Source organism: Jeotgalibacillus haloalkalitolerans (assembly GCF_034427455.1).
GTDB classification, from domain to species: domain Bacteria; phylum Bacillota; class Bacilli; order Bacillales; family Jeotgalibacillaceae; genus Jeotgalibacillus; species Jeotgalibacillus haloalkalitolerans.
This window is the reverse complement of sequence record NZ_JAXQNN010000002.1, coordinates 819809-844003: the sequence shown is the minus strand read 5'-3', so window position 1 is coordinate 844003 and position 24195 is coordinate 819809. Positions and strand designations below refer to the sequence as shown.

Genomic DNA, 24195 nt, shown 5'->3' with positions numbered 1-24195 from the left:
AATGAAGAGGGAAAACAGCTTTTTTTATGAAGTAGGCTGGTGATCTCCGCTCCAGGGGGACGCTTTCCATGGCCGGGCGATGAGCCAGCAGGCTTCGCCATAAGCCTCACCTGTCCCTTCCTGCCATAGGAGTCGCCCCCTGCAGCGAGAATCACCAACTGTGCAAAAACAACAATGGGCTTTCAATAGAGCGATTTAGTAAACAAAACTTTAGCGATCAAACCGCCGCTGGGTTAATTTGATATAGAGGAGATGATCGGTTTGTCGAAAAAATTAATGCTGATCGATGGGAACAGTATTGCCTATCGTGCTTTTTTTGCCCTGCCATTACTGAACAATGATAAAGGCATACATACAAATGCGATTTACGGATTTACCACCATGCTGATGAAACTGCTGGATGAGGAAAAGCCGACACACCTGATGGTCGCTTTTGACGCCGGTAAAACGACGTTCCGCCACAAAACATTTGAAGACTATAAAGGTGGCAGACAAAAGACTCCGCCTGAGCTTTCAGAACAATTTCCTTTCATTCGTGATTTACTTGATGCCCACAATATTAAATATTATGAGCTTGATCAATATGAAGCCGATGACATTATCGGTACATTAAGTACACAGGCTGAAAAAGACGGCTTTGAAACAGTTGTTATTTCAGGCGATAAGGATTTAACGCAATTAGCGTCTGAAAAAATCCGGGTGGATATTACGAAAAAAGGGATTACGGACCTTGAGAAATATACACCTTCCCATATAGAAGAAAAATACGGTCTTACGCCGGATCAGATTATCGATATGAAAGGGTTAATGGGTGATTCCTCAGATAATATCCCGGGAGTGCCGGGTGTCGGTGAGAAAACAGCGATTAAGCTGCTGAAGCAATTCGGCACGCTTGAAAATGTATTGAACTCAATTGATGAAGTGAGCGGTAAAAAGCTCAAGGAAAAGCTTGAAGAAAACAAACAGCTCGCTGAAATGAGTAAGAAGCTCGCAACGATTACAAGGACTGCACCTGTAACTGTCAAGCTGGATGAGCTTGAAAAGCAGGAAGTAAATTACGATAAGCTGACAAAGCTGTATAAGGAACTAGGGTTTAATTCACTGCTTGATAAGCTGGACGGTGAAGAGGAAGAAATTGAACTGAAAGATATCGAATGGGAAGAGGTAACAGACTTCAAAGACGGTGACCTTCCTTCTCATGCGGAACTGTATGTGGAGCTATATGATGTGAACTACCACACAGCAGATATTTTAGGGATCTCTGTTCATGCTGATAAAAAAACGTACTTTATCTCACCTGAGAATGCAGCAAAATCAGAGGTGTTTAAAAAATGGATTGAAGATGAGAACGTAACAAAATCTGTCTATGATGCGAAAGAGTCAATTGTCGCTTTTGACCGTCTAGGTATGCACTTAAAAGGAATAGACTTTGATCTGCTGATTGCATCTTACGTCATTGACGCTTCTGAAGCAGCGGATGATTTTGCTTCAATCGCAAAACGTCATGGCGCAGATGCAGTGCCGACAGATGAATCAGTTTACGGCAAAGGTGCTAAAAAGAAAGTGCCTGAAAAAAATGAACTGATGCAGCACACAGCAAGAAAAGCAGCAACAATTCATGCGATTAAAGAAACGTGTATCAGCGCGCTTGAGAAAAATGAACAGCTTGAACTTTTTGAAAAACTTGAGCTGCCGCTTGCGGCCGTTCTTGCTGAAATGGAAAGAACAGGCGTGCAGGTTGATATCGACCGTTTAAAGGATATGGGCGTGGAGCTTAAGAAAAAGCTTGAAGAGATCCAGTCAGATATCTACAGAATTGCCGGCGAGGAATTTAATATCAACTCACCGAAGCAGCTGGGTGTTATTCTTTTTGAGAATCTGAAGCTTCCTGTATTAAAGAAAACGAAAACAGGCTATTCAACATCAGCTGATATTCTGGAAAAGTTAAAGCCGGAGCATGAAATCATTGAACATATCCTGCTGTTCAGACAGCTGGGTAAGCTGCAGTCGACTTATATTGAAGGGCTGCTCAAGGTGATTCATGATGATTCAAATAAAATTCATACAAGATACAATCAGGTGCTCACTCAGACAGGCCGGTTGAGTTCAACTGACCCAAATCTTCAGAATATCCCGATCAGACTTGAAGAAGGCCGTAAAATCAGACAGGCATTTGTCCCGTCTGAAAAAGAATGGGTCATGTTTGCTGCTGACTACTCACAGATTGAACTGAGAGTACTTGCACACATTTCAGATGACGAGGGCTTAAAAGAAGCCTTCCATAAAGGGATGGATGTCCACACAAAAACCGCAATGGACGTCTTTGGCGTCGCAAAAGAAAATGTGACTTCAGGAATGAGAAGACATGCAAAAGCAGTTAACTTCGGGATTGTCTATGGCATCAGTGATTATGGGCTGTCACAAAGCCTTGATATTACAAGAAAAGAAGCTGCTGACTTTATTAAAAAGTACCTCGACAGCTACCCTAAAGTGAAAGAATATATGGATGACATCATTCATGAGGCAAAACAGAAGGGGTATGTTGAAACACTGCTGCACCGCCGGAGATATATTCCGGAGATTACAAGCAGAAATTTCAACCTGAGAGGCTTTGCTGAACGTACAGCAATGAACACACCAATTCAGGGAACAGCTGCTGACATCATTAAAAAAGCCATGATTGAAATGGCCGAGCGGCTGAAAGCTGAAAACCTTCAGACGCGTATGCTGCTTCAGGTGCACGATGAACTGATTTTTGAGTGTCCGAAGGATGAAATCGAAAAGCTTGAACAGATCGTACCTGAAGTGATGGAGTCAGCAGTTGAGCTGTCAGTACCATTGAAAGTCGATTACTCGTATGGCAGCACCTGGTACGATGCAAAGTAGGAAAGGGGAATAGAGACATGCCTGAATTACCGGAAGTTGAACATGTGAAAAGGGGTCTCTCTCCTAAAATTGAAGGACTCACAATAGAGGACGTAACGTTTTCTGAAACTGTGATGAAAGCACACGAAGCAGGCAGAAAAGCTGTGGTAAAAGGAGAAGGGCTGGACGCATTCAAGTTCGCTGTTGAAAAGAAATACATTTCAGCCATTGACCGCCGGAGCAAGTATCTCCTTTTCCGGCTGGGACAGGAAGAAGAAGGCATGCTGATTCTGTCTCACTTAGGGATGACCGGGGCCTGGTTTGTCGTCGGGGAACTTGGTGAGATTTTGGAAGACAGGTTCCGCAATCATGTACATGTCGTATTCGGCTTATCAAATGGTCAAAAACTGGTTTACTCAGATATCCGCAGGTTTGGTGAAATGAGATTTCTGCCGTCTGAAGATGTACACTCTCCACTGGCTGAGATCGGTCCGGAACCTTTTGATGAAGATGCTGAGATCAGATTTCTGGCTGCGCTGACGCTTCCGAAATTTTCACGCAAACCGATTAAAGAATCTATCATGCATCACAGTGTCATTGCAGGATGTGGCAATATTTATGCAACAGAAGCGCTGTTCAGGGCAGGCGTGAGTCCGAAAAGACGAACAGACCGTCTCAGCTTGAAAAAGAAACGGGAACTTTTTCAACACATTGTTGATGTTCTTCAGGAAGGGATCGCAGCAGGAGGCAGCAGTATATCTGACTACCGCAATGTAAACGGTGAAGCCGGCGGGATGCAGGAGCGCCTGCAGATGTATGCGAAATCTGTCTGCCCGGTTTGTCACGCATCCGTTAGAAAAGCTGTTGTAGGAGGCAGAACATCGCACTACTGTACGACATGTCAAAAGTGAGGGGACTTTCATGATTATTGGGTTAACAGGCAGTATTGCCACAGGGAAAAGTACAATTGCAAATGAACTCATCAATATGGGCTATACAGTGATTGATGCAGATCAGTCGGCACGAAAAGTAGTCGAACCCGGAGAAGAAGCATACAAGAAAATCAAGGAAACGTTCGGGGATGCAGTATTCACAGAAGACGGTCAGCTGGACAGGCCGAAATTAGGTGAAATCATTTTTAATGATGAACAGAAACGGAAGCAGCTGAATGAAATCGTCCATCCGGCTGTCCGTGCAGATATGCTTGCTCAAAAAGACCAGGCTTTTACTGAAGGAAAACAGACCGTATTTCTGGATATTCCATTACTGTTTGAAAGCAAACTTCAGTGGATGGTAGAAAAGGTGCTGGTTGTATATGCACCGGAAGCAGTTCAAAAAGAACGTCTGATGAAGCGGAATGACTTCAGCGAAAAAGAAGCTGCATCAAGAATCGCTTCACAAATCCCGGTCGAACAAAAACGTGAACAGGCAGATGCAGTAATCGACAACAGCGGAACTATTGAACAATCCATTGAACAGCTACACCAATTGATTAAAGATTGGAAACTGACACCTTGAATAATAAAGTTCTATATTCAAAAAGAGTATCACCTTATAAGTTAAAAGGGGTGATACTCTTTTTGTTTAGAAACCGGTCATGCGGAGCCTGGTCTGCTACCCGGAAAGCATCTGCCTGGAGCGGAAATTAACTGGATTAGTCAGGCGAACTCTTATAAAAGATCTTATAAAAAAATTGTCATTATGTATTTGCAAACGCTTTTAATATGTTATACTAATGCTAGTTAATTTGAAAATAAGTATAACATTATTAGGGGGATCCTCATGAACAAGACGAACATTGCAATCAACGGGTTTGGCCGAATCGGCCGTATGGTGTTTAGAAAAGCGGTTATGGAAGATACACTTAATATTGTAGCAATCAATGCGAGCTACCCGCCTGAAACACTGGCTCACCTGATTAAATATGACTCTACTCATGGCGCATTTGCTGCAGAAGTAATTGCGAAAGAGGATGCGTTAATTGTAAATGGTAAAGAAATTAAGCTTGTAAGTGACAGGGATCCTGCGAACCTGCCGTGGGCTTCTATGAACATTGATATTGTCATCGAAGCGACAGGTAAATTTAATGCGCGCGATAAAGCGGCACTTCATCTGGATGCAGGTGCGAAAAAGGTCGTACTCACAGCACCTGGTAAACAGGAAGATGTAATGATTGTAATGGGCGTTAACGAAAAGGACCTGAATGTCCATGAGCATGACGTGATTTCAAATGCTTCATGTACAACAAACTGCCTGGCACCGGTTGCTAAAATTCTTGATCAGGAATTTGGCATTGAAAATGGATTAATGACAACTGTGCACGCATATACAAATGACCAGAAAAACATTGATAACCCGCATAAAGACCTGCGCAGAGCACGTTCATGCGGACAATCAATTATTCCAACTTCAACAGGTGCTGCCAAAGCGTTAGGTAAAGTTTTGCCTAACCTTCAGGGTAAACTGCACGGTATGGCACTTCGTGTACCAACGCCAAACGTATCACTTGTGGACCTTGTTGTTGATGTGAAACGGGAAGTAACAGTTGAAGAAGTAAATAATGCCTTCAGAAGAGCGGCAGAAAACGAAATGAACGGAATTGTGTCATACACTACAGAACCACTTGTATCAATCGACTTTAATACAAACCCGAACTCAGCAATCGTTGACGGCCTTTCTACAATGGTCATGGGTGCAACAAAAGTTAAAGTACTTGCATGGTACGACAATGAGTGGGGTTACTCATGCCGTGTTGTAGATCTTGTTCAGCACCTTGCAAAACAGATGGAACAATCACAGAGAGAAGTAACTGCTTCATAATTCAAAGACGTAAATACATTATGAGACCAGGACATTATGTCTTGGTCTTTTTAAATCGTTGCACTACACTTCAGGCGGACGCTTTCCGGACGGAGGTTGCTGAGCCTCCTCGGCGAGAGCGCCTGCGGGGTCTCAGCTTCCCTCTAATCGTCCCGGAGTCGCCGCCTTACGCTCAGTTACACACTAGGAAATTCTCTATAAAGTTGGGAGACAGAGTAATAAAGCACTGTTGTTTTAACTTCTTTAAATTTGCAATTAGGGTGACCGGAGCAGAAGGCGGCGGAAAGGGACAGGTCAGACCATACGGCGAAGCCGGAGGGGCTCACCGCCCGGCCTTAATAACAAAGCAGAAATATCTCTAAATAAAAACAAATCATTGCAAAATCATTCAAAAAACCTTATACTGATTTTCGTGATCTTATTCCGGTTCACACAACATAACTTCTGCTTAAAGGGTTAGGACCTCATTGGACTAACTTTCCCCCGTGGCAGTAGGGTCTGATTAACCGGGTAAGTTCAAATTTTCAGTAAGGGGGAACGATCAATGGAAACAATGGGTCGTCATGTAATAGCGGAATTATGGGGCTGTGACTTTGAAAAGTTGAACAGCATGGAATTAATTGAACAAACATTCGTAGATGCTGCACTGAAATCAGGTGCTGAAGTTAGAGAAGTTGCATTTCATAAATTTGCGCCGCAGGGTGTAAGTGGAGTCGTGATCATTTCAGAATCACACTTAACGATTCACAGCTTCCCTGAACACGGCTATGCGAGTATAGATGTATACACATGTGGAGATCTTGATCCAAATGTTGCGGCGAATCATATCGCTGAATCACTTGGTGCTGAGACTCGTGAAACGATTGAAGTGCCGCGTGGTATGGGACCTGTTAAAGTACCACAATCAACTGTTCACGCAGGTTAATATGACAAAAGAGGTGCATTTTCGCATCTCTTTTTTTATTTTCTATGTAATCTGATAAACTAAAGGTATAGACACTTGAGGAGGAATCACGTTGGCCAAGTTAAAAGGAGTTTTTAAAAGGTTCAGCCAGGAATGTGAAACGGCAGATAAGCATCAGGAAAAAGAGCTTGAAACAAGATATTATAAAGTATCATTCGACAAAGTATATGATGAAGTGAAAAGATATTTTTCGGGTGACGGGTATGAAATCTCATCAGAATCAAAAGATCATGGGGAAATTATGATCACCCGCACTAAGAGTCCTAAAATGTTTTTAATTGCAACCGTTGTCAGTACAAGACCGATGCATACAGCACTCGATTTGAAAGCGTCTACTGACCAGATGGTTGTCGGCGGAGCTTACCCGAAATTAAAAGAAGAAATTGCAACGTGCTATCAGGCACTTGCAAAAGAAATGAGGGAGGCTGAAAAGTAAGAGGAATCCTTGTGATTTCGGCTTTTTTTCAGTATCATTAGAGGAAATAGATTCGATGTGGAGCTGGTGAAATGAAATGTCCATCCTGCCATGAAAACGCAACAAGAGTGATCGATTCCAGACAAGTCGATGATGGAAAGTCGATCCGGCGAAGAAGAGAATGTGAAGATTGTCAGTATCGCTTTACAACCTTTGAAAAAGTTGAAGAGATTCCGCTGATTGTGGTAAAAAGAGACGGAATCCGCGAACAGTTCAGCAGAGACAAAATTCTGCGGGGCTTGATTAAAGCTTGTGAAAAGCGGCCTGTCCCATTTGAGAAGCTTGAACAGATTGCATCTGATATTGAAAGAGAGCTTCGCAGTCAGGGGATTTCAGAAATTCCTTCAGTCGATATTGGAGAAATGGTGATGGATAGACTTTCATCAGTAGATGAGGTTGCTTATGTAAGATTTGCGTCTGTTTACCGGGAATTTAAAGACTTAAATGTTTTCATAGAGGAAATGAAAGAACTGTTGAATAAAGAAAGAAAATAGAGAGCAGTCAGCTGCTCTTTTTTTGTAGATTTGGAAAGATGAAAGGTCTGAGTTTATGACGAGTTTATGGAAAGAAATACAGCCCTCAGATGAATATAAAGTTCAGCTGAATGGACAGTTAAGTGAACATGACAGAGAGCTGGTGTCATTTTTGTACCAGCCTCTTCTTGGAGCAGATGCGATCAGCCTTTATCACTTATTATGGCTTGAAGTTGAGCGCTATCAGCTGGAGGGAGAGCCGCGCACACATAAAACGTTAATGGATCTTATGTCAGTGCCGCTTGAACGTATTTTTCAGGCAAGAATCAGACTTGAAGGAATGGGTCTGCTGAAAACTTATCTGAAGACAGGTGACAAAAAATCATATGCTTATCAGGTTCAGCCGCCACTCAGTGCCAAGGCATTTTTTGAGGATCCGATGCTCAGCGTTTTTTTATACAGGCAGATTGGTGCAAGCCAGTTCCAGAGACTGAAAAAAAGGTTTACGGTTTCATATGATAACCTTCAGTCATATGAGGAAGTTACCCGCTCATTTCAGGACGTTTTTTACTCAGATGCAAATATTGCTCCTCATATGCCGGAGAAAGTGGAGGATGGCAAATCACTCACTTTTAAGGGTGAAAGCAGAGGGGTGGCTGCTGATTTTAAGGCGTTTGATTTCCATGCGCTATATGCAGGGTTATCAGAAGCAATGGTGCCCAGAAAAACACTGACTTATGATGTGAAGCAGCTGATTGTCAAACTGTCACTGCTATACGGATTATCGGAGCAGGAAATGAAAAGTCCAATCCTCTCTTCAGTAACAGAGGAAGATAAGATTGATACTGCCGCCCTGAGGAAAGCATGCCGTGATTCTTTCCAGCTCAAAACCAATTCAGCGTTACCTGCTTTAAAGCATTTTGCTGAACAGACGCAGGCGGCTCAAAAGCTCCCTGATTCAGAAGATCAGACACTTCAGTATCTGAAAAAGAGCTCACCTGTACAGGTGCTGATTGATGCCTCAAAAGGTGTCAAGCCTTCAAATGCAGAGCTTGAGCTGATCGATCATCTGATCCATGAAAAAAAGCTGCCTGATGAAGTGATCAATGTGTTAATTCAGTTTGTTCTTCTGCGGACAAACATGAAGCTGACAAAAGGCTTTACAGAGCAGATTGCTTCACAATGGGTAAGGATCGGCATTAAAACAGCTGAAGAAGCGATGGCTGAAGCGAAGAAAGAACATAAGAATTATTTGACGTGGAAAAAGTCGGGCGGAAGCAAGTCTTCAAGAAAAGAAAAAACGATACGGAAAGAAAAGCTTCCTGACTGGTTTACCTCTGCAGATGATACAGAGGAAGCAGAGGACCCTGAATTTCTTAAGGAACGTGAACGATATTTAAAAGAACGTGAATTGAAAAAGCGCAAGGCAGGTGAAGAGTAATGGATCCGATCAACCGGACAATCAGGCGTATTTCGGGGTCAAACGATTTTCAACGAAGATATGAAATGATGAAAAAAGAAATTGCGGCAAATGCTGAAATACAAAACTTTCTGCAAGCGAACGCTCAGCTATTGGCACCAAATGCCGCTGATCAGGGCATGATCAAATTATATGAATTTATGACCCGTTCAAGAAAATGTGCAGACTGTCCAAGCCTGGCAGAATGTAAAAACACGATGAAAGGCTATGAACCGAAGCTGATCATTCAAAATGGCTATATCGATATGCAATATGCCCCGTGCCCAAGACAGATCGCAGCACAGGAGCAGCGCAATACTGAAAAGCTGGTGCAGAGTATGTATGTCCCGAAGGATGTCTTAAATGCAACTTTTGATCAGGTTGATGTTGATAACCCGACAAGAATGAAAGCTTTGCAAATGGCTGAAGACATTGTCAGTCAGCTTGTCTCAGATCCTGAGCATTATAAAGGTCTATACTTATACGGTAAATTTGGTGTTGGGAAAAGCTACTTGCTGGGGGCAATCGCCAACGAGCTGAAAAAACAGAATAAAGCAAGTTTTATTCTTTATTTCCCGGAATTTCTGAAGGAAATGAAACAGTCCCTTGGAGATCAGTCATTCGCAGGAAAAGTGGATGCGGTGAAAAAATCATCGATTCTGATGCTGGACGATATTGGAGCAGAATCGCTTTCAAGCTGGGCGCGTGACGAGGTGCTTGGTACCATTCTGCAGTACCGGATGGCAGAAGGCCTTCCAACTTTTTTCAGTTCAAATTTCGATTATAACGGACTTGAACACCACCTGACCTATTCACAGCGTGGTGAGGAAGAACCGATCAAAGCTGCAAGAATTATGGAGAGAATTAAGTTTTTATCAATCCCTGTTGAGATGAAGGGGAAGAATAAGCGGAATGCTTAACGGAATTCTGTGCGTTGAGATTGTTGCTTACAATATACTAAAGTCATTAATGTATTAAGCACAGCGTGACTCGAAGTGGAAGGCGGTGACTCCGGGACGATTAGCGGGACAGCTGAGATCCCGCAGGCGAAGCCTGGCCCGGCGACCGCCGTCCGGAAAGCATCCGCCTGAAACGGAGAGTCGGCGTCTGAGTTTCAAAATTTAACTTGCTTTTATACCAAACCTACTCTAAAATGACTCTTATCAAAACAATTTATAATTAAAGGCACTGACAGGGACACGAATCATTTGAAGCTGATTACAAGAGAGAGAGGACACCGGCTGAAATCCTCTTATGAAGCAGAATGTATTTACCACCCTTGAGCCGTACGAGTGAACATTGCAGTAATTTGTACCGGATGCAGCCCGTTAGCTGAACCAGAGATTCTGGACGTTTGTTCAGAAAGAAGGGTGGAACCGCGGGTTATCATAACTCCGTCCCTTTACCAGGGATGGGGTTTTTTGTATGCAAAATTTTAAATAAGGGAGTGTACAACATGGAAGAACAAATTAAAGTAACTTTTCCTGATGGAAACAGCAAGGAGTATCCAAAAGGGATCACAGTTGAAAAAATCGCATCATCTATTTCTTCAGGACTCAAAAAGAAAGCTGTTGCCGGTAAAGTAAACGGTCAGCTGCTGGACCTTCGTACACCGCTTGAGCAGGATGCAGAAGTTGCCATTCTGACACCGGATGACGAAGAATCACTTGAAGTTATGCGACACAGTGCAGCCCATCTGATGGCACAGGCAGTAAAACGTCTGTATCCAGATGCAAAATTCGGTGTAGGTCCTGTGATTGAAGGTGGATTCTACTATGATATAGACACTGAATCATCAATCTCCACTGAAGATCTTCCGCGAATCGAAAAGGAAATGAAAAAAATTACTGGTGATAATATTAACGTGGAACGCGAAGTTGTCAGCCGCGGGGAAGCAGTCAGCCGTTTTAAAGAGATCAATGACCCATACAAGCTTGAGCTGATCGATGCAATTCCTTCAGAGGAAGACGTGACAATTTATAAGCAGGGAGAATTCTTTGACCTTTGCCGCGGGATTCACGTTCCGTCAACAAAGCATATTAAGGAGTTCAAGCTGTTAAGTGTAGCCGGTGCCTACTGGAGAGGTGACAGTGATAATAAAATGCTTCAGCGAATTTACGGAACAGCTTTCTTCAAAAAGGAAGATCTGGATCACCACCTGGAAATGCTTGAAGAAGCAAAGCAGCGTGATCACCGCAAAATCGGTAAAGAGCTTGAACTTTTCACAAGCTCACAGCTGGTAGGTCAGGGCCTTCCAATCTGGCTGCCAAAAGGCGCAACAATCCGCCGTACAATTGAACGTTATATTGTAGATAAGGAAATTTCACTTGGCTATGATCACGTCTATACACCGGCACTTGGAAGCGCAGAGCTTTATAAAACAAGCGGTCACTGGGATCACTATGAAGAAGGTATGTTCCCGCCAATGGAGATGGATAACGAAACACTTGTCCTCCGTCCGATGAACTGCCCGCACCATATGATGGTGTATAAGCAGGATATTCACAGTTACCGTGAACTGCCGATCAGAATTGCAGAGCTCGGGCTTATGCACCGCTATGAAATGTCCGGTGCACTGTCAGGACTTCAGCGTGTACGTGCGATGACGCTGAATGATGCGCATATCTTTGCCCGTCCTGATCAGATTAAAGAAGAATTCCAGCGTGTTGTGCGTCTGATCGAAGAAGTATATAAAGACTTCGGTTTACATGAATATAAATTCCGTCTGTCTTATCGTGATCCTGAAGATACTGAAAAGTACTTTGATGACAATGAAATGTGGGAAAAGGCTCAGGCAATGCTGAAAGAGGCAATGGATGACATGGGCCATGACTACTTTGAGGCAGAAGGAGAAGCGGCATTCTACGGACCGAAACTTGATGTTCAGGTGAAGACTGCGATTGGAAAAGAAGAAACGCTTTCTACTGTTCAGCTTGATTTCCTTCTTCCTGAACGCTTTGATCTGAATTATATCGGTGAAGACGGCAAGCAGCACCGTCCGGTTGTAATTCACCGAGGCGTTGTATCCACAATGGAACGTTTTGTTGCCTTTCTGATTGAAGAACACAAAGGCGCACTGCCTGCATGGTTAGCGCCGGTTCAGGTACAGGTGATTCCTGTGTCCCCATCAATTCACCTAGACTTTGCGAAAAAAGTGCAGGATGAGCTTCAGCTTGCAGGTGCACGTGTGGAAGTTGATACGCGTGATGAGAAGATGGGTTATAAGATCCGGGAAGCTCAAATGAAGAAAATTCCTTACATGCTTGTAGTAGGGGATAAAGAAATGGAAAATAACGAAGTGAATATCCGTAAATACGGTGAGCAGGATACAGATACTGCATCACTTGAGGATTTTGCAAAGCAGTTAAAACTGGAAATCACTCGATAAACAAAAAATCTGCCGGGCTAGGCTCCCGGCAGATTTTTTAATTTCCGCGATTATATTCTTTTTCAGTTCCGTCTTCAAATTTAATTTCTATTTCAATCGACTGGAACCCTTCCTCGACTTCAAAACCTTCGATCACCCTGTCAATCACTTCATCATCAGGTGTTTCAGTTGTAAACTCAAATTCACTCAGTACAGGCTGAATCTCCTGAAAGGCGTCGTCTCCTGACATCGTCAGCATATCTCTTTCGTTTTCATAAGATGCTTCAATTTCGCTTCCTTCAGCATCATATGAAAGTTCAAAATCATTATCATTTCCTTCATAGTCCGCATCCATATCAAATTCCAGAAATGAAATCCCTGTGTCTTCCTGATTTCCGGTATCATCTGCAGGCTGATCTTCTGTCTGCTCCGTATCCTCAGCAGGAGCCGGATCCTGAACGGTTTCATCTTCTTCCCCGCAGGCACCAAGTAATAAGCTTAAGCTGGCCGCTGTTAAAACGTAACGTACTCTCATGGTGAACGCCTCCATTATAATTAATTTGAATTAGTTTAGGTTTAGCCTTTTCGGATAAATTCAAACACGATTATATGAAAAAAGAGTGAATTAATGAGAAAGTTGTCGAAAAGGTGTTGCTTCATGTTGTTTAATCTGATATTATCAATTTTGTTGATTAAGAACTTGGATTGACATTCAACTCAGAAGTTGCTACAATAGCAAGAGTGAATCGAATACGGATTTGTGTACAAGCAGAGGCACCCGCTTCTCACCTTCCCGGCAGATTAAGCTGGATGGTAACACGCATTTTATTCCCTTAACAGGGTGGTATGTGCATGGTAGCGGGAGACTGGAAAAGTTTCCGGCTTTTTTTATTGCTGAAAACACGTCACAATGGTATTCAAAATCAATCCGGAGGTGGATTACTATTAGCAAGGATAACACACAGATTAATGAAAGCATCCGTTCACGCGAGGTGCGTCTGATTGATCAAAATGGTGATCAGCTAGGTGTTAAATCAAAGAATGAAGCGTTAGATATCGCAGCACGCGTTAATCTTGACCTCGTACTTGTTGCACCGAATGCTAAGCCGCCTGTTGCAAGAATTATGGACTATGGTAAGTTCAAGTTCGAACAGCAGAAGAAAGAAAAAGAAGCACGTAAAAATCAAAAAGTCATCAATCTGAAAGAGGTTCGTCTGAGCCCTGGAATTGAAGAGCATGATTTTAATACAAAGCTTCGCAATGCACGTAAGTTCCTTGAAAAAGGCGACAAAGTAAAAGCATCGATCCGTTTCCGCGGACGTGCGATTACACATAAGGAAATCGGTCAGCGGGTGCTTGAGCGTTTTGCTGAAGAGTGTAAAGATATCTCTACAGTAGAAACAAAGCCGAAAATGGATGGCCGAAGCATGTTCCTTATGCTTGCACCAACGAACGAAAAGTAATGATTTAAGGAGGATACTACTCATGCCAAAAATGAAAACTCACCGTGGATCAGCTAAGCGTTTCAAAAAGACAGGTAACGGAAAGCTTAAGCGTTCTCGTGCATACACTAGTCACCTTTTCGCTAACAAGTCTACAAAAGCTAAGCGTAAACTGCGCAAGAGCTCACTTGTGTCTTCAGGCGATTACAAGCGCATCAAAGATATGATCTAATCTAAAAATAACGAACATGATTTATTAGGAGGTAATTTACTATGCCACGTGTTAAAGGTGGAATCGTTTCTCGTAAACGTAGAAAAAGAGTTCTTAAACTCGCTAAAGGTTATTATGGTTCAAAACACACGCTATACAAAGTAGCAAACCAGCAGGTAATGAAGTCAGGAAACTATGCTTTCCGTGACCGTCGCCAGAAAAAGCGTGATTTCCGTAAGCTTTGGATCACTCGTATCAACGCAGCTGCTCGTACAAACGGTCTTTCTTACAGCCGTCTAATGCACGGACTTAAGCTTGCGGGTATCGAAGTAAACCGTAAGATGCTTGCTGATCTTGCTGTTGCTGATGAAAAAGCATTCGCACAGCTTGCAGACGCTGCTAAAGCTGAACTTAACAAGTAATATCAATCAGGCTGTCCTTTGTGGGCAGTCTTTTTATATTTTCCTTTGAAAGTTGGCTGGTGATTTCCGCTCCAAGGGGACGCTTTCCATGGCCGGGCGGTGAGCCAGCAGGCTTCGCCATGCTCTGTCTCACCTGTTCCTTCCTGCCATAGGAGTCGCCCCCTGCAGCGAGAATCACCAGCTATGCAGATATTTAGATGAGCTCTGTAAACGTCTTATTTGGTATCTAGCATTAACCGGTAATTGAGCGCATATTGATCGCTTGGTACAATAATAATGGAAACACGATTGGTCTACGGGCGGGACTTCGCTTACCATGGTCGGTCCGGCAAGCCTCCTAGGCTTCGCCTGCGGGATCTCGCGCAGGAGTCTCCGTTCTGCCCTCCGACCAATCGTTCAATATCTGCTAAAAAATTTTTGCTGCAATTTAAATGTTTTAAACTTTAAAAAATGATTCATCTGAAAAAGTGAAAGGTGAATCAGACAAAGAGGTGTCTTTTTGGAATCGTTACTTACTGTTTATTATTTTATTCTGTCTGTCGTCGGTTTTATATCAATGAGGGTGGATAAGAAGCGTGCGAGGAATGAACAATACAGGATTTCTGAAAAAGCGCTCTGGACGATTGCGCTGCTTGGTGGCGCACTTGGTTCATGGGCAGGAATGAATGTGTTCAGGCATAAGACGAAGCATGTATCATTCAGAGTCGGCATGCCGGTACTGGTGATTTTGCACAGTGCTTTGATCATATGGGTGATACGCTGATGCTGAAAAAGGCTGCCATGTGGCAGCCTTTTTCAGGTTTCTTTACCGAGTAATTCTCTGATCGGGCTTTTCCAGTCGATTTTGGCATGCGGATAATTGCTTTTAATTTCAGTCTCCATAAATCGAAAATCTTCTACGGTAAAGCCCTGCAGATTGGATGGGTCATCCGGCCAGACAAAAATATTGATAACATCAAATGACCTGTCCGCTTCACCGAGATATTTTTCTCCCTGAAACATCACGCCTTTATACGTGATAAAAAAGTTTTTTCTCGGATTGCGCGCATCGTCATGAAAGTAGTATTCTTCTTTTTCGTGGGCTGATTCGAGCTTTCTTTTAGGATCAAATAAATACTTAATCCCTTTATATAATAAGTAAAGAATTAATAAAGTAATCGCTACACGCAGTAAGATTAAAATCATGCGGGACCCCCTGTAATTTGGATACTACTCATACGATTAGTTAAGATGAAAGTTTCACAAATCATTAAGAAGTTTGATATTATATCAAAATGAGGAGTGTTTTAAATGTGGCAAACATTATTATCAAAGCAAAAGAAGCTGGATGATTTCATATCTTCAACGAAAAATCTAGAAATTCAAAACGTTGAAGAAAAAAGAGACCTTTTAATTTTATCATTAATGGTAGAATTAGGGGAGTTGGCAAATGAAACAAAATGTTTTAAGTACTGGAGTAACTCACAACCATCCGAAAAAAAAGTAATACTAGAAGAATATGTGGATGTTCTTCATTTTTTATTATCATTAGGGATAGAATTAGAATTTAAAGATCTCCCTGATTTTGACGATGGAAGTTTTACAGACAATAAAGAATTATCCGCAATTTTCTTAAATTTATATTCATCAATTAATAACTTACGAACTAATTTTTCAGTGGAATCATATATCAAATGTTTTAATGAATTTATGATAATCGGATCAAAACTTGATTTCACACAAGAAGAAATATATGAAAGTTATATTGTTAAAAATGCTGTTAACGTTAGAAGACAAGAAAATGGATATTAATGGGGGCATTGGATGATTTTATCTGGAAAAGAAATAAAAAAAGCGCTTAATAAAGATATAATTATTACTCCTTTTAATGAATCTTATCTAAACTCAAATAGTTATGATCTTACTCTCAATGAGGAACTCTTAGTCTATAAGGATGAGATGTTAGATATGAAACGCAATAATGAAACAAAGAAAATAGTTATTCCGGATGAAGGATATACTCTGTTGCCAGGTAAGGTTTATTTAGCTAGTACGAATGAATACACCGATGTAAGAAACTATATCCCAATTATTGAAGGACGTTCATCAGTAGGGAGACTAGGTCTATTTGTACATATTTCTTCGCCATATGGTAATATTGGGTATAAAGGGAAATGGGTACTAGAACTTACTGCAGTTCAACCTTTAAAAATATATAAAGATGTTAAAATATGCCAAATAATATTCCAAGAGATTAATGGTGAATACGAACCTTATAATAATAAATACCAAGACACTAAAGATGTTTCATCAAGTAAATTGTATAAAGAATTTGATTAACTAAATTAATGGTTATTATAAAAAATATGAGTTGATCGGAGGGACATATGTCTGTTATTCCTTTTGTATTTGAAGGCGATAATCGCAATATAACTAATAATATTGACGAATTTGTACTTAGTGAGAAGAAATTATATTTAACATATGAGTTAGAAAATACAAAGATTAATAATAGGAAAGACTCAAATATTTCATATAACCTTCGGGTTGGTAAAGAGTACAGAGATCACAGAGAAACTGGGAAAACTGATATAAAAATTGATGATACTTTTACACTTCATCCTGGAAACGCAATAGTTATTCAAACTGAAGAGTACTTTAATTTTCCAAAAACATATTTTGGACAAATATTGCCTAAGGTATCACTTTTGCATGAAGGTGTTTCGAATACCACGTCTAAAGTAGACCCTGGCTTCAAAGGGTATCTATACATTACAATCTTCAATCTCGGAAAAAAACCAAGGATTTTTAAAAGAGGAGATGAATTTTGTTCTTTAATTTTGCATGATGTAGGTGAAGGGGTAACAGCTTATGATAAACCCCCTCCGAACTTACCTGGGAAAGACAAGTTGAAGAAAATGGCTAAATTACATGATTTTATTGATAGAAATGGTGTTTCATTAAGTGTATTACTTAGTATAATATCAATACTTTTAGTTATATTTCATGCTATACTTGCAATATTGAATTTAATTTAGGGAGGCGAAGAAATGACAAAGTATGATGAGCAGCTGACAATGCTGAAAGATTTAACAGACGCTAAAGGGATTCCTGGTAATGAACGTGAACCGAGAGAGGTTATGAAAAAATACATATCACCGTTTGCTGATGAAGTCACAACAGACGGTATTGGCAGCTTAATCGCTAAGAAATCCGGTGAAGCAGGTGGACCACGCGTCATGGTGGCAGGTCACCTTGATGAAGTCGGGTTTATGATTACACAAATCGATGATAAAGGCTTTCTGAAATTCCAGACAGTCGGTGGCTGGTGGTCACAGGTCATGCTTGCACAGCGTGTGACAATCGTAACGAAAAAAGGGGATATCACTGGTGTGATCGGCTCAAAGCCGCCGCACATTCTGCCTCCTGAAGCGCGTAAAAAGCCGGTAGACATTAAAGATATGTTTATTGATATCGGTGCCGCGTCAAGAGAAGAAGCAGTCGAGTGGGGTGTAACACCTGGCGATATGGCTGTACCTTATTTTGAATTCACTGTGATGAATAATGATAAGATGCTTTTAGCAAAAGCCTGGGATAACAGAATCGGCTGTGCAATTGCAATTGACGTGTTAAGACAGCTGAAAGGTCAGCAGCACCCGAATGAAGTATATGGTGTCGGCACGGTTCAGGAAGAAGTCGGTCTGCGCGGTGCACGTACAGCTGCAGCAGCTGTAAATCCTGATATTGGAATTGCGGTTGATGTTGGTATTGCAGGTGATACACCAGGTATCTCCGCAAAAGAAGCAAGCTCTAAAATGGGTAAGGGTCCTCAGATCATTCTTTATGATGCTTCAATGGTTGGTCATAAAGGGCTGAGAGATTTCATCACAAATATCGCAGATGAGCACGGTATTCCTTATCAATTCGATGCCATTGCAGGCGGCGGAACGGATGCAGGCTCAATTCACTTGTCTGCAACTGGTGCACCTTCGATTGCGATTACGGTAGCGTCACGCTATATCCACTCACATGCAGCGATGATTCATAAAGATGATTATGAAAATGCTGTGAAACTGATTGTTGAAGTGGTGAAGAAGCTGGACCGTGATGCAGTTAATTCGATTACGTTTGACTAAAAGTAAAGATGCCTCTTACCGGGGGCATCTTTTTTAGTGATATACTATATAAAATAAAATGAAGCTAAAGGAGTCACCATATGCTGATTATTGAATATGCGCTGTTATTCTTAGCAGCAGCAACACCATGGCTTGAGATTGCGCTTGTTGTGCCGCTTGGTATTATCAGGGGGCTGTCACCATTCTGGGTAATGGTCACAGGCTTTGCAGGGAATCTGCTCACTGTATTTTTGCTAATTGTGTTATTTCAAAAAGTAAAAGAGTACTTAGCGAAAAGAAATGAAAAAAAACAGGGCAAAGAAGGAAAACGTCAGACCAGAGCCCGTAATATCTGGAACAAATACGGTCTTCCCGGACTTTCCCTGCTTGGCCCGATATTAATTGGTACTCATATTGCAGCGTTTATTGCGATGTCACTCGGTGCTGATAAAACAAGAGTGCTCGTCTGGCAGATCGTCAGTATTGCTTTATGGACACTTGCATTTGGCTATGCGGCAGTGTTTGGCGTGGATTTCCTGATTAATACTTAATGTTTCAAGCCGCTTTCAAGCTTCTGTAACATCTGCTGCTGATCCTGCTCACTGCTTTGTTTCCAGATGATTTCAAACAATACGCCAAGACCAGGCAGCAGCTGTTCCTCTTCGCGCTGAATTGAATCCACGATCGTATCCTGCAGTTGTTCAATATTATTATCTTTTACATTGTGCACGACTGTCTGTCTGATATTCAGATTCATCATCATTCCTCCATTTCATAGCAGTATTTTCTCCAAAATCGTTTTGTTTATGCAGAGAAACTCCTATATAATTGGCTTTGTTGAAGTTTGCTGATAATCTACGCTTCAGGCGCACGCTTTCCGGACGGAGGTTGCTGAGCCTCCTCACTTTCGGTTGCGGGGTCTCAGCTTCTCTCTAATCGTCCCGGAGCCGCCGCCTTACGCTTCGATTATCACTGTGCAGATACATTAACTGACCGTATAAAATTTCATCATGAATTTGATAAAACAAGGAGTGCATAAATGTGATTCAATCACTGCAAAATACAAAGGTAAAAGAATGGAAAAAGCTGACGACCAAAAAGGGCCGTGATAAAAGCGGGTTATTTCTCGTGGAGGGATGGCACCTGACAGAGGAAGCAATCAAAGCGGATGCAGTGACAGAAGCAATTGTAAAAGAAGGAATTGAGCTGCCGCCTTATATGGATTCAGTCGAGATCCACTTTGTAACGGAGGAAATTTCTCTAGCACTTGCTGAAACGGAGCATACACAGGGTGTTTTCGCAGTTTGCAGACAGCCGGAAGCAGCATTCGATGCACTGAATGCATCTAACATTTTGATGCTGGATGCGATTCAGGATCCGGGTAATATCGGCACCATGATCAGAACGGCTGACGCTGCCGGAATTGACGCAGTCATTCTTGGTAAAGGAACAGCTGATCCTTACAATGCGAAAGTTCTCCGTTCCGCTCAGGGCAGTCATTTTCACCTGCCGATACTGAAGCAGGATCTGCTGTCAGTTATTGAGCACTGTAAAGAGAGCGGAATTCCTGTGTACGGAACATCTCTTCAGGGAGCCGTGACATATAAGGAAGCTGCACCTGTTGAAAAGTTTGCCCTGATTATGGGGAACGAGGGAGCAGGTGTAAACAGTGAACTGCTTACACTCACTGATCAGAACCTTTATATACCGATCTATGGGAAAAGCGAATCTCTCAATGTAGCGATTGCAGCGGGGATTCTGCTTTATCATTTGAAAGGTGAATGATTGTCTTTAAATTTATTTGAAAGTAGTATATACTTGTTGAGGAATGAAATGAAAGACGTTGACGGAGAAGAGTAATCTGGTCAATCTGTTTAAAAGGGAAGGTGGATCCTGGACTGAAAATCTGCCTGCAGAGACTATTGATGAAGTTCACCTCCAGAGTTGTCACCGGGACCGCATATGCGTAAAGGTGTACCGGCTAAACGCCGTTATCAGTCTTATGAGCGGATCTGTTATTTTACGGGTCAATCAGGGTGGTACCACGGAATCTAAGCACTTCGTCCCTTTTACCAGGGGATGGAGTGCTTTTTTGTATTGAAATAAAGGAGGAACGCATACATGGAACAACGTTTACAGGAATTAAAGCAGGAAGCACTTGAAAAAGTTGAGCATGCCAGTGATTTAAAAGAATTGAATGACGTAAGGGTAGCTTACCTTGGCAAGAAGGGACCAATCACAGAAGTCCTTAAGGGCATGGGCAAACTCTCAGCTGAGGAACGTCCGAAAATGGGTGCCCTGGCTAACGAAGTGCGCGACAGTATTACGAGTGCAATTGAAGAAAAGCAGGAAGGTCTTGAAAAGGAAGCTGTTGAAAAGCAGCTTGCTGAAGAATCAATTGATGTCACACTGCCTGGCCGTCCTGTACCAGCTGGACATGCACACCCGCTGACGACAGTCATTGAGGAAATTGAAGATTTGTTTATTTCAATGGGTTATACAGTGGAAGAAGGTCCTGAAGTTGAAAAGGATTACTACAATTTTGAGGCGCTTAATCTTCCTAAGGGTCACCCGGCAAGAGATATGCAGGATTCCTTCTATATTACTGAGGATGTACTGCTCAGAACGCATACGTCACCTGTTCAGGCGAGAACAATGGAACGTCACGCCGGCAAAGGTCCTGTCAAGATTATCTGTCCGGGTAAAGTGTACCGCCGTGATAATGATGACGCGACACACTCTCATCAGTTCATGCAAATTGAAGGACTCGTTGTAGATGAAAACATCCGTATGAGTGACCTGAAAGGTACGCTGAATGTATTTGCGAAGAAAATGTTCGGGGAAGACCGTGAAATCAGATTACGTCCAAGCTTCTTCCCGTTTACAGAGCCATCAGTTGAAATGGATATTTCATGTAAGATCTGTGGCGGAGAAGGCTGCAGCGTATGTAAAGGTACCGGCTGGATTGAAATTCTTGGTGCCGGTATGGTGCATCCGAATGTACTGAAAATGGCAGGGTTTGATCCTGAGAAATACACAGGGTTTGCATTTGGTATGGGACCGGAGCGGATTGCGATGCTGAAATACGGTATTGATGACATCCGTCATTTCTACACAAATGATGACCGTTTCCTAAAACAATTCGCCCGTAAAGAAATTCGCTAAGGAGGATGAAGCATGTTTGTATCTTATAAATGGCTCGAAGAATATATTGATTTATCCGGCGTAACGCCTGATGAACTCGCAGAAAAAATTACACGTTCAGGAATTGAAGTGGAAGGTGTGGATATTCCTGCAGAAGGCATCAAAAATGTTGTCATTGGACATGTCGTATCGTGTGAAAAGCACCCTGAAGCTGACAAACTGAATATATGTCAGGTGGATGTTGGTGAAGAAGAAAACGTACAGATTATCTGTGGCGCACCAAATGTTGCAGCGGGTCAGAAGGTTGCAGTTGCAAAGGTCGGCGCAGTATTACCTGGTAACTTTAAAATTAAAAAAGCCAAGCTGCGCGGCGAAGCTTCCCACGGGATGATCTGTTCACTGCAGGAACTTGGTGTTGAAGCGAAGCTGGTTGAGAAAAAGTATGCAGAAGGCATTTTCAATTTCCCTCAGAATGCTGAAGTTGGCGCAGATGCACTTGAAGCATTAATGCTTGATGATGCAGTGCTTGAGCTTGGACTGACACCTAACCGTGCAGATGCAATGAGCATGATCGGGGTAGCATATGAAACAGGCGCGATTTTAGACCGTCCTGTAAACCTTCCGGATCTCAGCTACGATACAGTGGATGAGTGTGCAGAAGATGCAATTAAAGTAAAGGTTGAGGCAGTGGATGAAAATCCAATCTACCTTGCAAAAGTCGTGAAGGACGTGAAAGTCGGCGAATCCCCGCAGTGGATGAAAAACCGACTCGTAGCAGCAGGTATCAGACCTCATAACAATGTAGTTGATATTACGAACTACATTTTAATTGAATACGGCCAGCCGCTTCACGCATTTGACCTGGATCAGATTAAAACGGGAGAAATTGTTGTCCGCCTTGCAAAACAGGGGGAGAAAATCAAAACGCTTGATGAAGCTGAAAGAGAACTGAGCGAAAATCATCTTGTCATTACAAATGGTGAAGTGCCAATGGCCATTGCCGGCGTAATGGGTGGTTACGATAGTGAAGTAACAGATCAAACAGTCAATGTCGTGATTGAATCAGCTTATTTCGCTCCATCATCAGTCCGTCAGACATCAAAAGAAATCGGCCTGCGAAGTGAAGCAAGCTCACGTTTTGAAAAGGGTGTAGACCCTAAGCGTGCGGCACTTGCAGCAGAGCGCGCAGCACAGCTGTTATCACTATATGCTAATGGTAAAGTGCTTTCCGGAACTTCAGCAGCAGATCATATGGATATCCAGGAAAAGAAAATCTCGATCACGCTTGAAAAAATCAACCGTGTGACAGGTACTGAACTGACTGAAGAAGCAGTACTGGATATTTTCCGCAGATTGCAGATTGATGCATCGGCAAATGAAGGGTTAATTACAGTTTCTGCTCCAACACGACGTGGAGATCTTGAAATTGAAGAGGATCTGATTGAGGAAGTAGCACGTCTTTATGGTTACGACAACATTCCAATGACACTTCCTGTGCATGAAACGAATCCGGGCGGCTTATCACCACGACAGCAAAAGCGCCGACTGATCCGTCAGACGATGGAAGGTGCAGGACTTGTGCAGGCAGTAACCTATTCACTAACAAATCAGCAGAAGGTTACAGAATTCGCACTTGATGTGAAAACGCCGGTTGAACTGATGATGCCGATGAGTGAGGAACGAAGCCAGCTAAGACAGAGTATTATACCTCAGCTGCTTGAAAGTGTTGCGTATAACAGTGCGAGACAAAAGGAATCTTCAGCATTTTATGAGACAGGGTCTGTTTTCCTTGCTGAAGGCTCAGAGCTTCCAAATGAAGAAGAGCATCTTGCAGGTGCGTTGACTGGTCTATGGCAGCTGCACCCATGGCAGGGCGAAAAGAAGCAGGTTGATTTTTATGTAGCAAAAGGAATTCTCGATGCACTTTGGGAAAAGCTTGGTATCAGCGAAGAAATTCATTATGAAGCTGCAAAAATGGATCATATGCACCCGGGCAGAACGGCTGCTGTATATTATCAAGATCAGCAGGTCGGGATTGTCGGTCAGGTCCACCCTGTGAAAGCAAAAGAGCTTGATTTAAAAGAAACATATGTGTTTGAAATTAAGCTTGAAAAGATCTATGGTGATGAAACTGCACCGCTTAAATACAGTGCAATTCCAAGATATCCATCAATTTCAAGAGACATCGCGCTTGTAACAGACAGATCAGTTGAAGCAGGAACACTGGAATCCATTATTAAAGAAGCTGGTGGAACACTGCTCAAAAACGTTCAGTTGTTTGATCTGTATCAGGGAGATAAGATGGAGGAAGGTAAGAAATCTCTTGCATTCTCACTGACGTATATGGATCCAGAACGTACACTGACAGATGAAGAAGTTGTAAAAGCACATAACAAGGTGCTTGATGCAGTGAAAGAAAAAACCGGCGCAGAACTGCGTTCGTAATAAATATGAAAAAA

The 24195-nt window shown here is 42.3% G+C and carries 25 protein-coding genes and 1 other annotated feature; of the genes, 22 read left to right on the top strand and 3 right to left on the bottom strand.

Translation table 11 applies throughout. From position 1 onward, the window contains the following. Positions 1-252 precede the first annotated feature (252 nt). The 10 genes from polA (at position 253) to thrS (ending at position 12444) form a co-directional block, all read left to right on the top strand. Complete coding sequence (gene polA / locus UFB30_RS09325; protein ID WP_322421393.1) at positions 253-2886, top strand: DNA polymerase I; 2634 nt, start codon at positions 253-255, stop codon at positions 2884-2886. 17 nt (positions 2887-2903) lie between these two features. Further along, on the top strand, positions 2904-3776 hold the full coding sequence (gene mutM, locus UFB30_RS09320) for a bifunctional DNA-formamidopyrimidine glycosylase/DNA-(apurinic or apyrimidinic site) lyase (RefSeq protein WP_322421392.1): 873 nt from the start codon (positions 2904-2906) through the stop codon (positions 3774-3776). Positions 3777-3786: 10 nt separating this feature from the next. Next, positions 3787-4383: a dephospho-CoA kinase gene (gene coaE / locus UFB30_RS09315; protein ID WP_322421391.1), complete on the top strand. Its 597-nt coding sequence runs from the start codon at positions 3787-3789 to the stop codon at positions 4381-4383. Between the two features lie 264 nt (positions 4384-4647). Beyond that, positions 4648-5685, top strand: a complete 1038-nt coding sequence (locus tag UFB30_RS09310) for a glyceraldehyde-3-phosphate dehydrogenase (RefSeq protein ID WP_322421390.1) — start codon at positions 4648-4650, stop codon at positions 5683-5685. A 544-nt stretch (positions 5686-6229) separates the two neighbouring features. Then, positions 6230-6610: an adenosylmethionine decarboxylase gene (gene speD / locus UFB30_RS09305; protein WP_039810295.1), complete on the top strand. Its 381-nt coding sequence runs from the start codon at positions 6230-6232 to the stop codon at positions 6608-6610. 91 nt (positions 6611-6701) lie between these two features. Further along, positions 6702-7085 (top strand): hypothetical protein, encoded by a 384-nt coding sequence (locus UFB30_RS09300; protein WP_322421389.1) that lies wholly within the window; start codon positions 6702-6704, stop codon positions 7083-7085. Positions 7086-7156: 71 nt separating this feature from the next. Continuing rightward, positions 7157-7618 (top strand): transcriptional regulator NrdR, encoded by a 462-nt coding sequence (gene nrdR / locus UFB30_RS09295; protein WP_039810290.1) that lies wholly within the window; start codon positions 7157-7159, stop codon positions 7616-7618. 55 nt (positions 7619-7673) lie between these two features. After that, entirely contained in the window at positions 7674-9038 is a 1365-nt protein-coding gene (locus UFB30_RS09290) for a replication initiation and membrane attachment family protein (RefSeq protein WP_322421388.1), read from the top strand. Then, positions 9038-9976 (top strand): primosomal protein DnaI, encoded by a 939-nt coding sequence (gene dnaI / locus UFB30_RS09285; RefSeq protein ID WP_322421387.1) that lies wholly within the window; start codon positions 9038-9040, stop codon positions 9974-9976. The genes UFB30_RS09290 and dnaI overlap by 1 nt, the downstream gene beginning before the upstream one ends. A 259-nt stretch (positions 9977-10235) precedes the next feature. Beyond that, positions 10236-10461, top strand: a binding site (T-box leader). A gap of 51 nt (positions 10462-10512) precedes the next feature. Further along, positions 10513-12444 (top strand): threonine--tRNA ligase, encoded by a 1932-nt coding sequence (gene thrS, locus UFB30_RS09280; protein ID WP_322421386.1) that lies wholly within the window; start codon positions 10513-10515, stop codon positions 12442-12444. A 37-nt stretch (positions 12445-12481) separates the two neighbouring features. Here the strand turns inward: thrS and UFB30_RS09275 are convergent, their stop codons facing one another. Beyond that, entirely contained in the window at positions 12482-12958 is a 477-nt protein-coding gene (locus UFB30_RS09275) for a YusW family protein (protein ID WP_322421385.1), read from the bottom strand. A 403-nt stretch (positions 12959-13361) separates the two neighbouring features. On the opposite strand from UFB30_RS09275, the gene infC reads away from it, so the two are divergent. The 4 genes from infC (at position 13362) to UFB30_RS09255 (ending at position 15261) form a co-directional block, all read left to right on the top strand. Beyond that, the gene (gene infC / locus UFB30_RS09270; protein WP_322421548.1) at positions 13362-13886 is read left to right on the top strand and encodes a translation initiation factor IF-3; all 525 of its coding nucleotides are present in this window, start codon (positions 13362-13364) and stop codon (positions 13884-13886) included. A 22-nt stretch (positions 13887-13908) separates the two neighbouring features. Then, entirely contained in the window at positions 13909-14097 is a 189-nt protein-coding gene (gene rpmI / locus UFB30_RS09265; protein WP_322421384.1) for a 50S ribosomal protein L35, read from the top strand. Positions 14098-14138: 41 nt separating this feature from the next. Then, positions 14139-14498, top strand: a complete 360-nt coding sequence (gene rplT, locus UFB30_RS09260; RefSeq protein WP_041120948.1) for a 50S ribosomal protein L20 — start codon at positions 14139-14141, stop codon at positions 14496-14498. A gap of 499 nt (positions 14499-14997) precedes the next feature. Beyond that, the gene (locus UFB30_RS09255) at positions 14998-15261 is read left to right on the top strand and encodes a DUF1294 domain-containing protein (RefSeq protein WP_322421383.1); all 264 of its coding nucleotides are present in this window, start codon (positions 14998-15000) and stop codon (positions 15259-15261) included. 32 nt (positions 15262-15293) lie between these two features. Here the strand turns inward: UFB30_RS09255 and UFB30_RS09250 are convergent, their stop codons facing one another. Then, complete coding sequence (locus UFB30_RS09250) at positions 15294-15683, bottom strand: sigma-w pathway protein ysdB (RefSeq protein WP_322421382.1); 390 nt, start codon at positions 15681-15683, stop codon at positions 15294-15296. 105 nt (positions 15684-15788) lie between these two features. Here UFB30_RS09250 and UFB30_RS09245 point away from each other — a divergent pair, with 105 nt between their 5' ends. From UFB30_RS09245 to UFB30_RS09225, 5 genes are all read left to right on the top strand, one after another. After that, positions 15789-16289 (top strand): dUTP diphosphatase, encoded by a 501-nt coding sequence (locus UFB30_RS09245; protein ID WP_322421381.1) that lies wholly within the window; start codon positions 15789-15791, stop codon positions 16287-16289. Between the two features lie 12 nt (positions 16290-16301). Further along, a complete protein-coding gene (gene dcd / locus UFB30_RS09240) occupies positions 16302-16817 on the top strand; it encodes a dCTP deaminase (protein WP_322421380.1) in 516 nt (171 codons plus the stop codon). Between the two features lie 47 nt (positions 16818-16864). Then, positions 16865-17515, top strand: coding sequence for a dCTP deaminase domain-containing protein (locus UFB30_RS09235; RefSeq protein ID WP_322421379.1), 651 nt, complete (start codon positions 16865-16867; stop codon positions 17513-17515). Between the two features lie 12 nt (positions 17516-17527). After that, positions 17528-18613 (top strand): M42 family metallopeptidase, encoded by a 1086-nt coding sequence (locus tag UFB30_RS09230; RefSeq protein ID WP_322421378.1) that lies wholly within the window; start codon positions 17528-17530, stop codon positions 18611-18613. Positions 18614-18693: 80 nt separating this feature from the next. Continuing rightward, positions 18694-19143 carry a small multi-drug export protein gene (locus UFB30_RS09225; protein ID WP_322421377.1) on the top strand — a complete coding sequence of 150 codons (450 nt, stop codon included), beginning with the start codon at positions 18694-18696 and terminating at the stop codon, positions 19141-19143. On the opposite strand, the gene sspI is transcribed toward UFB30_RS09225, so the two are convergent. Next, positions 19140-19349, bottom strand: a complete 210-nt coding sequence (sspI, locus tag UFB30_RS09220; RefSeq protein WP_322421376.1) for a small acid-soluble spore protein SspI — start codon at positions 19347-19349, stop codon at positions 19140-19142. The two genes, UFB30_RS09225 and sspI, sit on opposite strands and share 4 nt — an antisense overlap. 278 nt (positions 19350-19627) lie before the next feature. Between sspI and UFB30_RS09215 the strand changes: the two genes are divergently transcribed. The 3 genes from UFB30_RS09215 to pheT all read left to right on the top strand — a co-directional run bounded on the left by UFB30_RS09215 (position 19628) and on the right by pheT (position 24181). Beyond that, positions 19628-20377, top strand: a complete 750-nt coding sequence (locus UFB30_RS09215) for a TrmH family RNA methyltransferase (protein WP_322421547.1) — start codon at positions 19628-19630, stop codon at positions 20375-20377. A gap of 336 nt (positions 20378-20713) precedes the next feature. Then, entirely contained in the window at positions 20714-21757 is a 1044-nt protein-coding gene (pheS, locus tag UFB30_RS09210; RefSeq protein WP_322421375.1) for a phenylalanine--tRNA ligase subunit alpha, read from the top strand. Between the two features lie 12 nt (positions 21758-21769). Beyond that, on the top strand, positions 21770-24181 hold the full coding sequence (pheT, locus tag UFB30_RS09205; protein WP_322421374.1) for a phenylalanine--tRNA ligase subunit beta: 2412 nt from the start codon (positions 21770-21772) through the stop codon (positions 24179-24181). Positions 24182-24195: the final 14 nt, after the last annotated feature.

Excerpts from the sequence above, each read along its gene's own strand:
- UFB30_RS09245 (WP_322421381.1), top strand. The coding sequence starts at position 15,789 with ATGTGGCAAACATTATTATCAAAGCAAAAGAAGCTGGATGATTTCATA.
- sspI (WP_322421376.1), bottom strand. The coding sequence starts at position 19,349 with ATGAATCTGAATATCAGACAGACAGTCGTGCACAATGTAAAAGATAAT.
- mutM (WP_322421392.1), top strand. The coding sequence starts at position 2,904 with ATGCCTGAATTACCGGAAGTTGAACATGTGAAAAGGGGTCTCTCTCCT.
- nrdR (WP_039810290.1), top strand. The coding sequence starts at position 7,157 with ATGAAATGTCCATCCTGCCATGAAAACGCAACAAGAGTGATCGATTCC.
- polA (WP_322421393.1), top strand. The coding sequence starts at position 253 with ATGATCGGTTTGTCGAAAAAATTAATGCTGATCGATGGGAACAGTATT.
- rplT (WP_041120948.1), top strand. The coding sequence starts at position 14,139 with ATGCCACGTGTTAAAGGTGGAATCGTTTCTCGTAAACGTAGAAAAAGA.
- UFB30_RS09230 (WP_322421378.1), top strand. The coding sequence starts at position 17,528 with ATGACAAAGTATGATGAGCAGCTGACAATGCTGAAAGATTTAACAGAC.
- UFB30_RS09225 (WP_322421377.1), top strand. The coding sequence starts at position 18,694 with ATGCTGATTATTGAATATGCGCTGTTATTCTTAGCAGCAGCAACACCA.
- pheS (WP_322421375.1), top strand. The coding sequence starts at position 20,714 with ATGGAACAACGTTTACAGGAATTAAAGCAGGAAGCACTTGAAAAAGTT.
- rpmI (WP_322421384.1), top strand. The coding sequence starts at position 13,909 with ATGCCAAAAATGAAAACTCACCGTGGATCAGCTAAGCGTTTCAAAAAG.
- coaE (WP_322421391.1), top strand. The coding sequence starts at position 3,787 with ATGATTATTGGGTTAACAGGCAGTATTGCCACAGGGAAAAGTACAATT.
- speD (WP_039810295.1), top strand. The coding sequence starts at position 6,230 with ATGGAAACAATGGGTCGTCATGTAATAGCGGAATTATGGGGCTGTGAC.
- dcd (WP_322421380.1), top strand. The coding sequence starts at position 16,302 with ATGATTTTATCTGGAAAAGAAATAAAAAAAGCGCTTAATAAAGATATA.
- UFB30_RS09310 (WP_322421390.1), top strand. The coding sequence starts at position 4,648 with ATGAACAAGACGAACATTGCAATCAACGGGTTTGGCCGAATCGGCCGT.
- UFB30_RS09290 (WP_322421388.1), top strand. The coding sequence starts at position 7,674 with ATGACGAGTTTATGGAAAGAAATACAGCCCTCAGATGAATATAAAGTT.
- UFB30_RS09275 (WP_322421385.1), bottom strand. The coding sequence starts at position 12,958 with ATGAGAGTACGTTACGTTTTAACAGCGGCCAGCTTAAGCTTATTACTT.
- pheT (WP_322421374.1), top strand. The coding sequence starts at position 21,770 with ATGTTTGTATCTTATAAATGGCTCGAAGAATATATTGATTTATCCGGC.
- thrS (WP_322421386.1), top strand. The coding sequence starts at position 10,513 with ATGGAAGAACAAATTAAAGTAACTTTTCCTGATGGAAACAGCAAGGAG.
- dnaI (WP_322421387.1), top strand. The coding sequence starts at position 9,038 with ATGGATCCGATCAACCGGACAATCAGGCGTATTTCGGGGTCAAACGAT.
- UFB30_RS09250 (WP_322421382.1), bottom strand. The coding sequence starts at position 15,683 with ATGATTTTAATCTTACTGCGTGTAGCGATTACTTTATTAATTCTTTAC.
- UFB30_RS09235 (WP_322421379.1), top strand. The coding sequence starts at position 16,865 with ATGTCTGTTATTCCTTTTGTATTTGAAGGCGATAATCGCAATATAACT.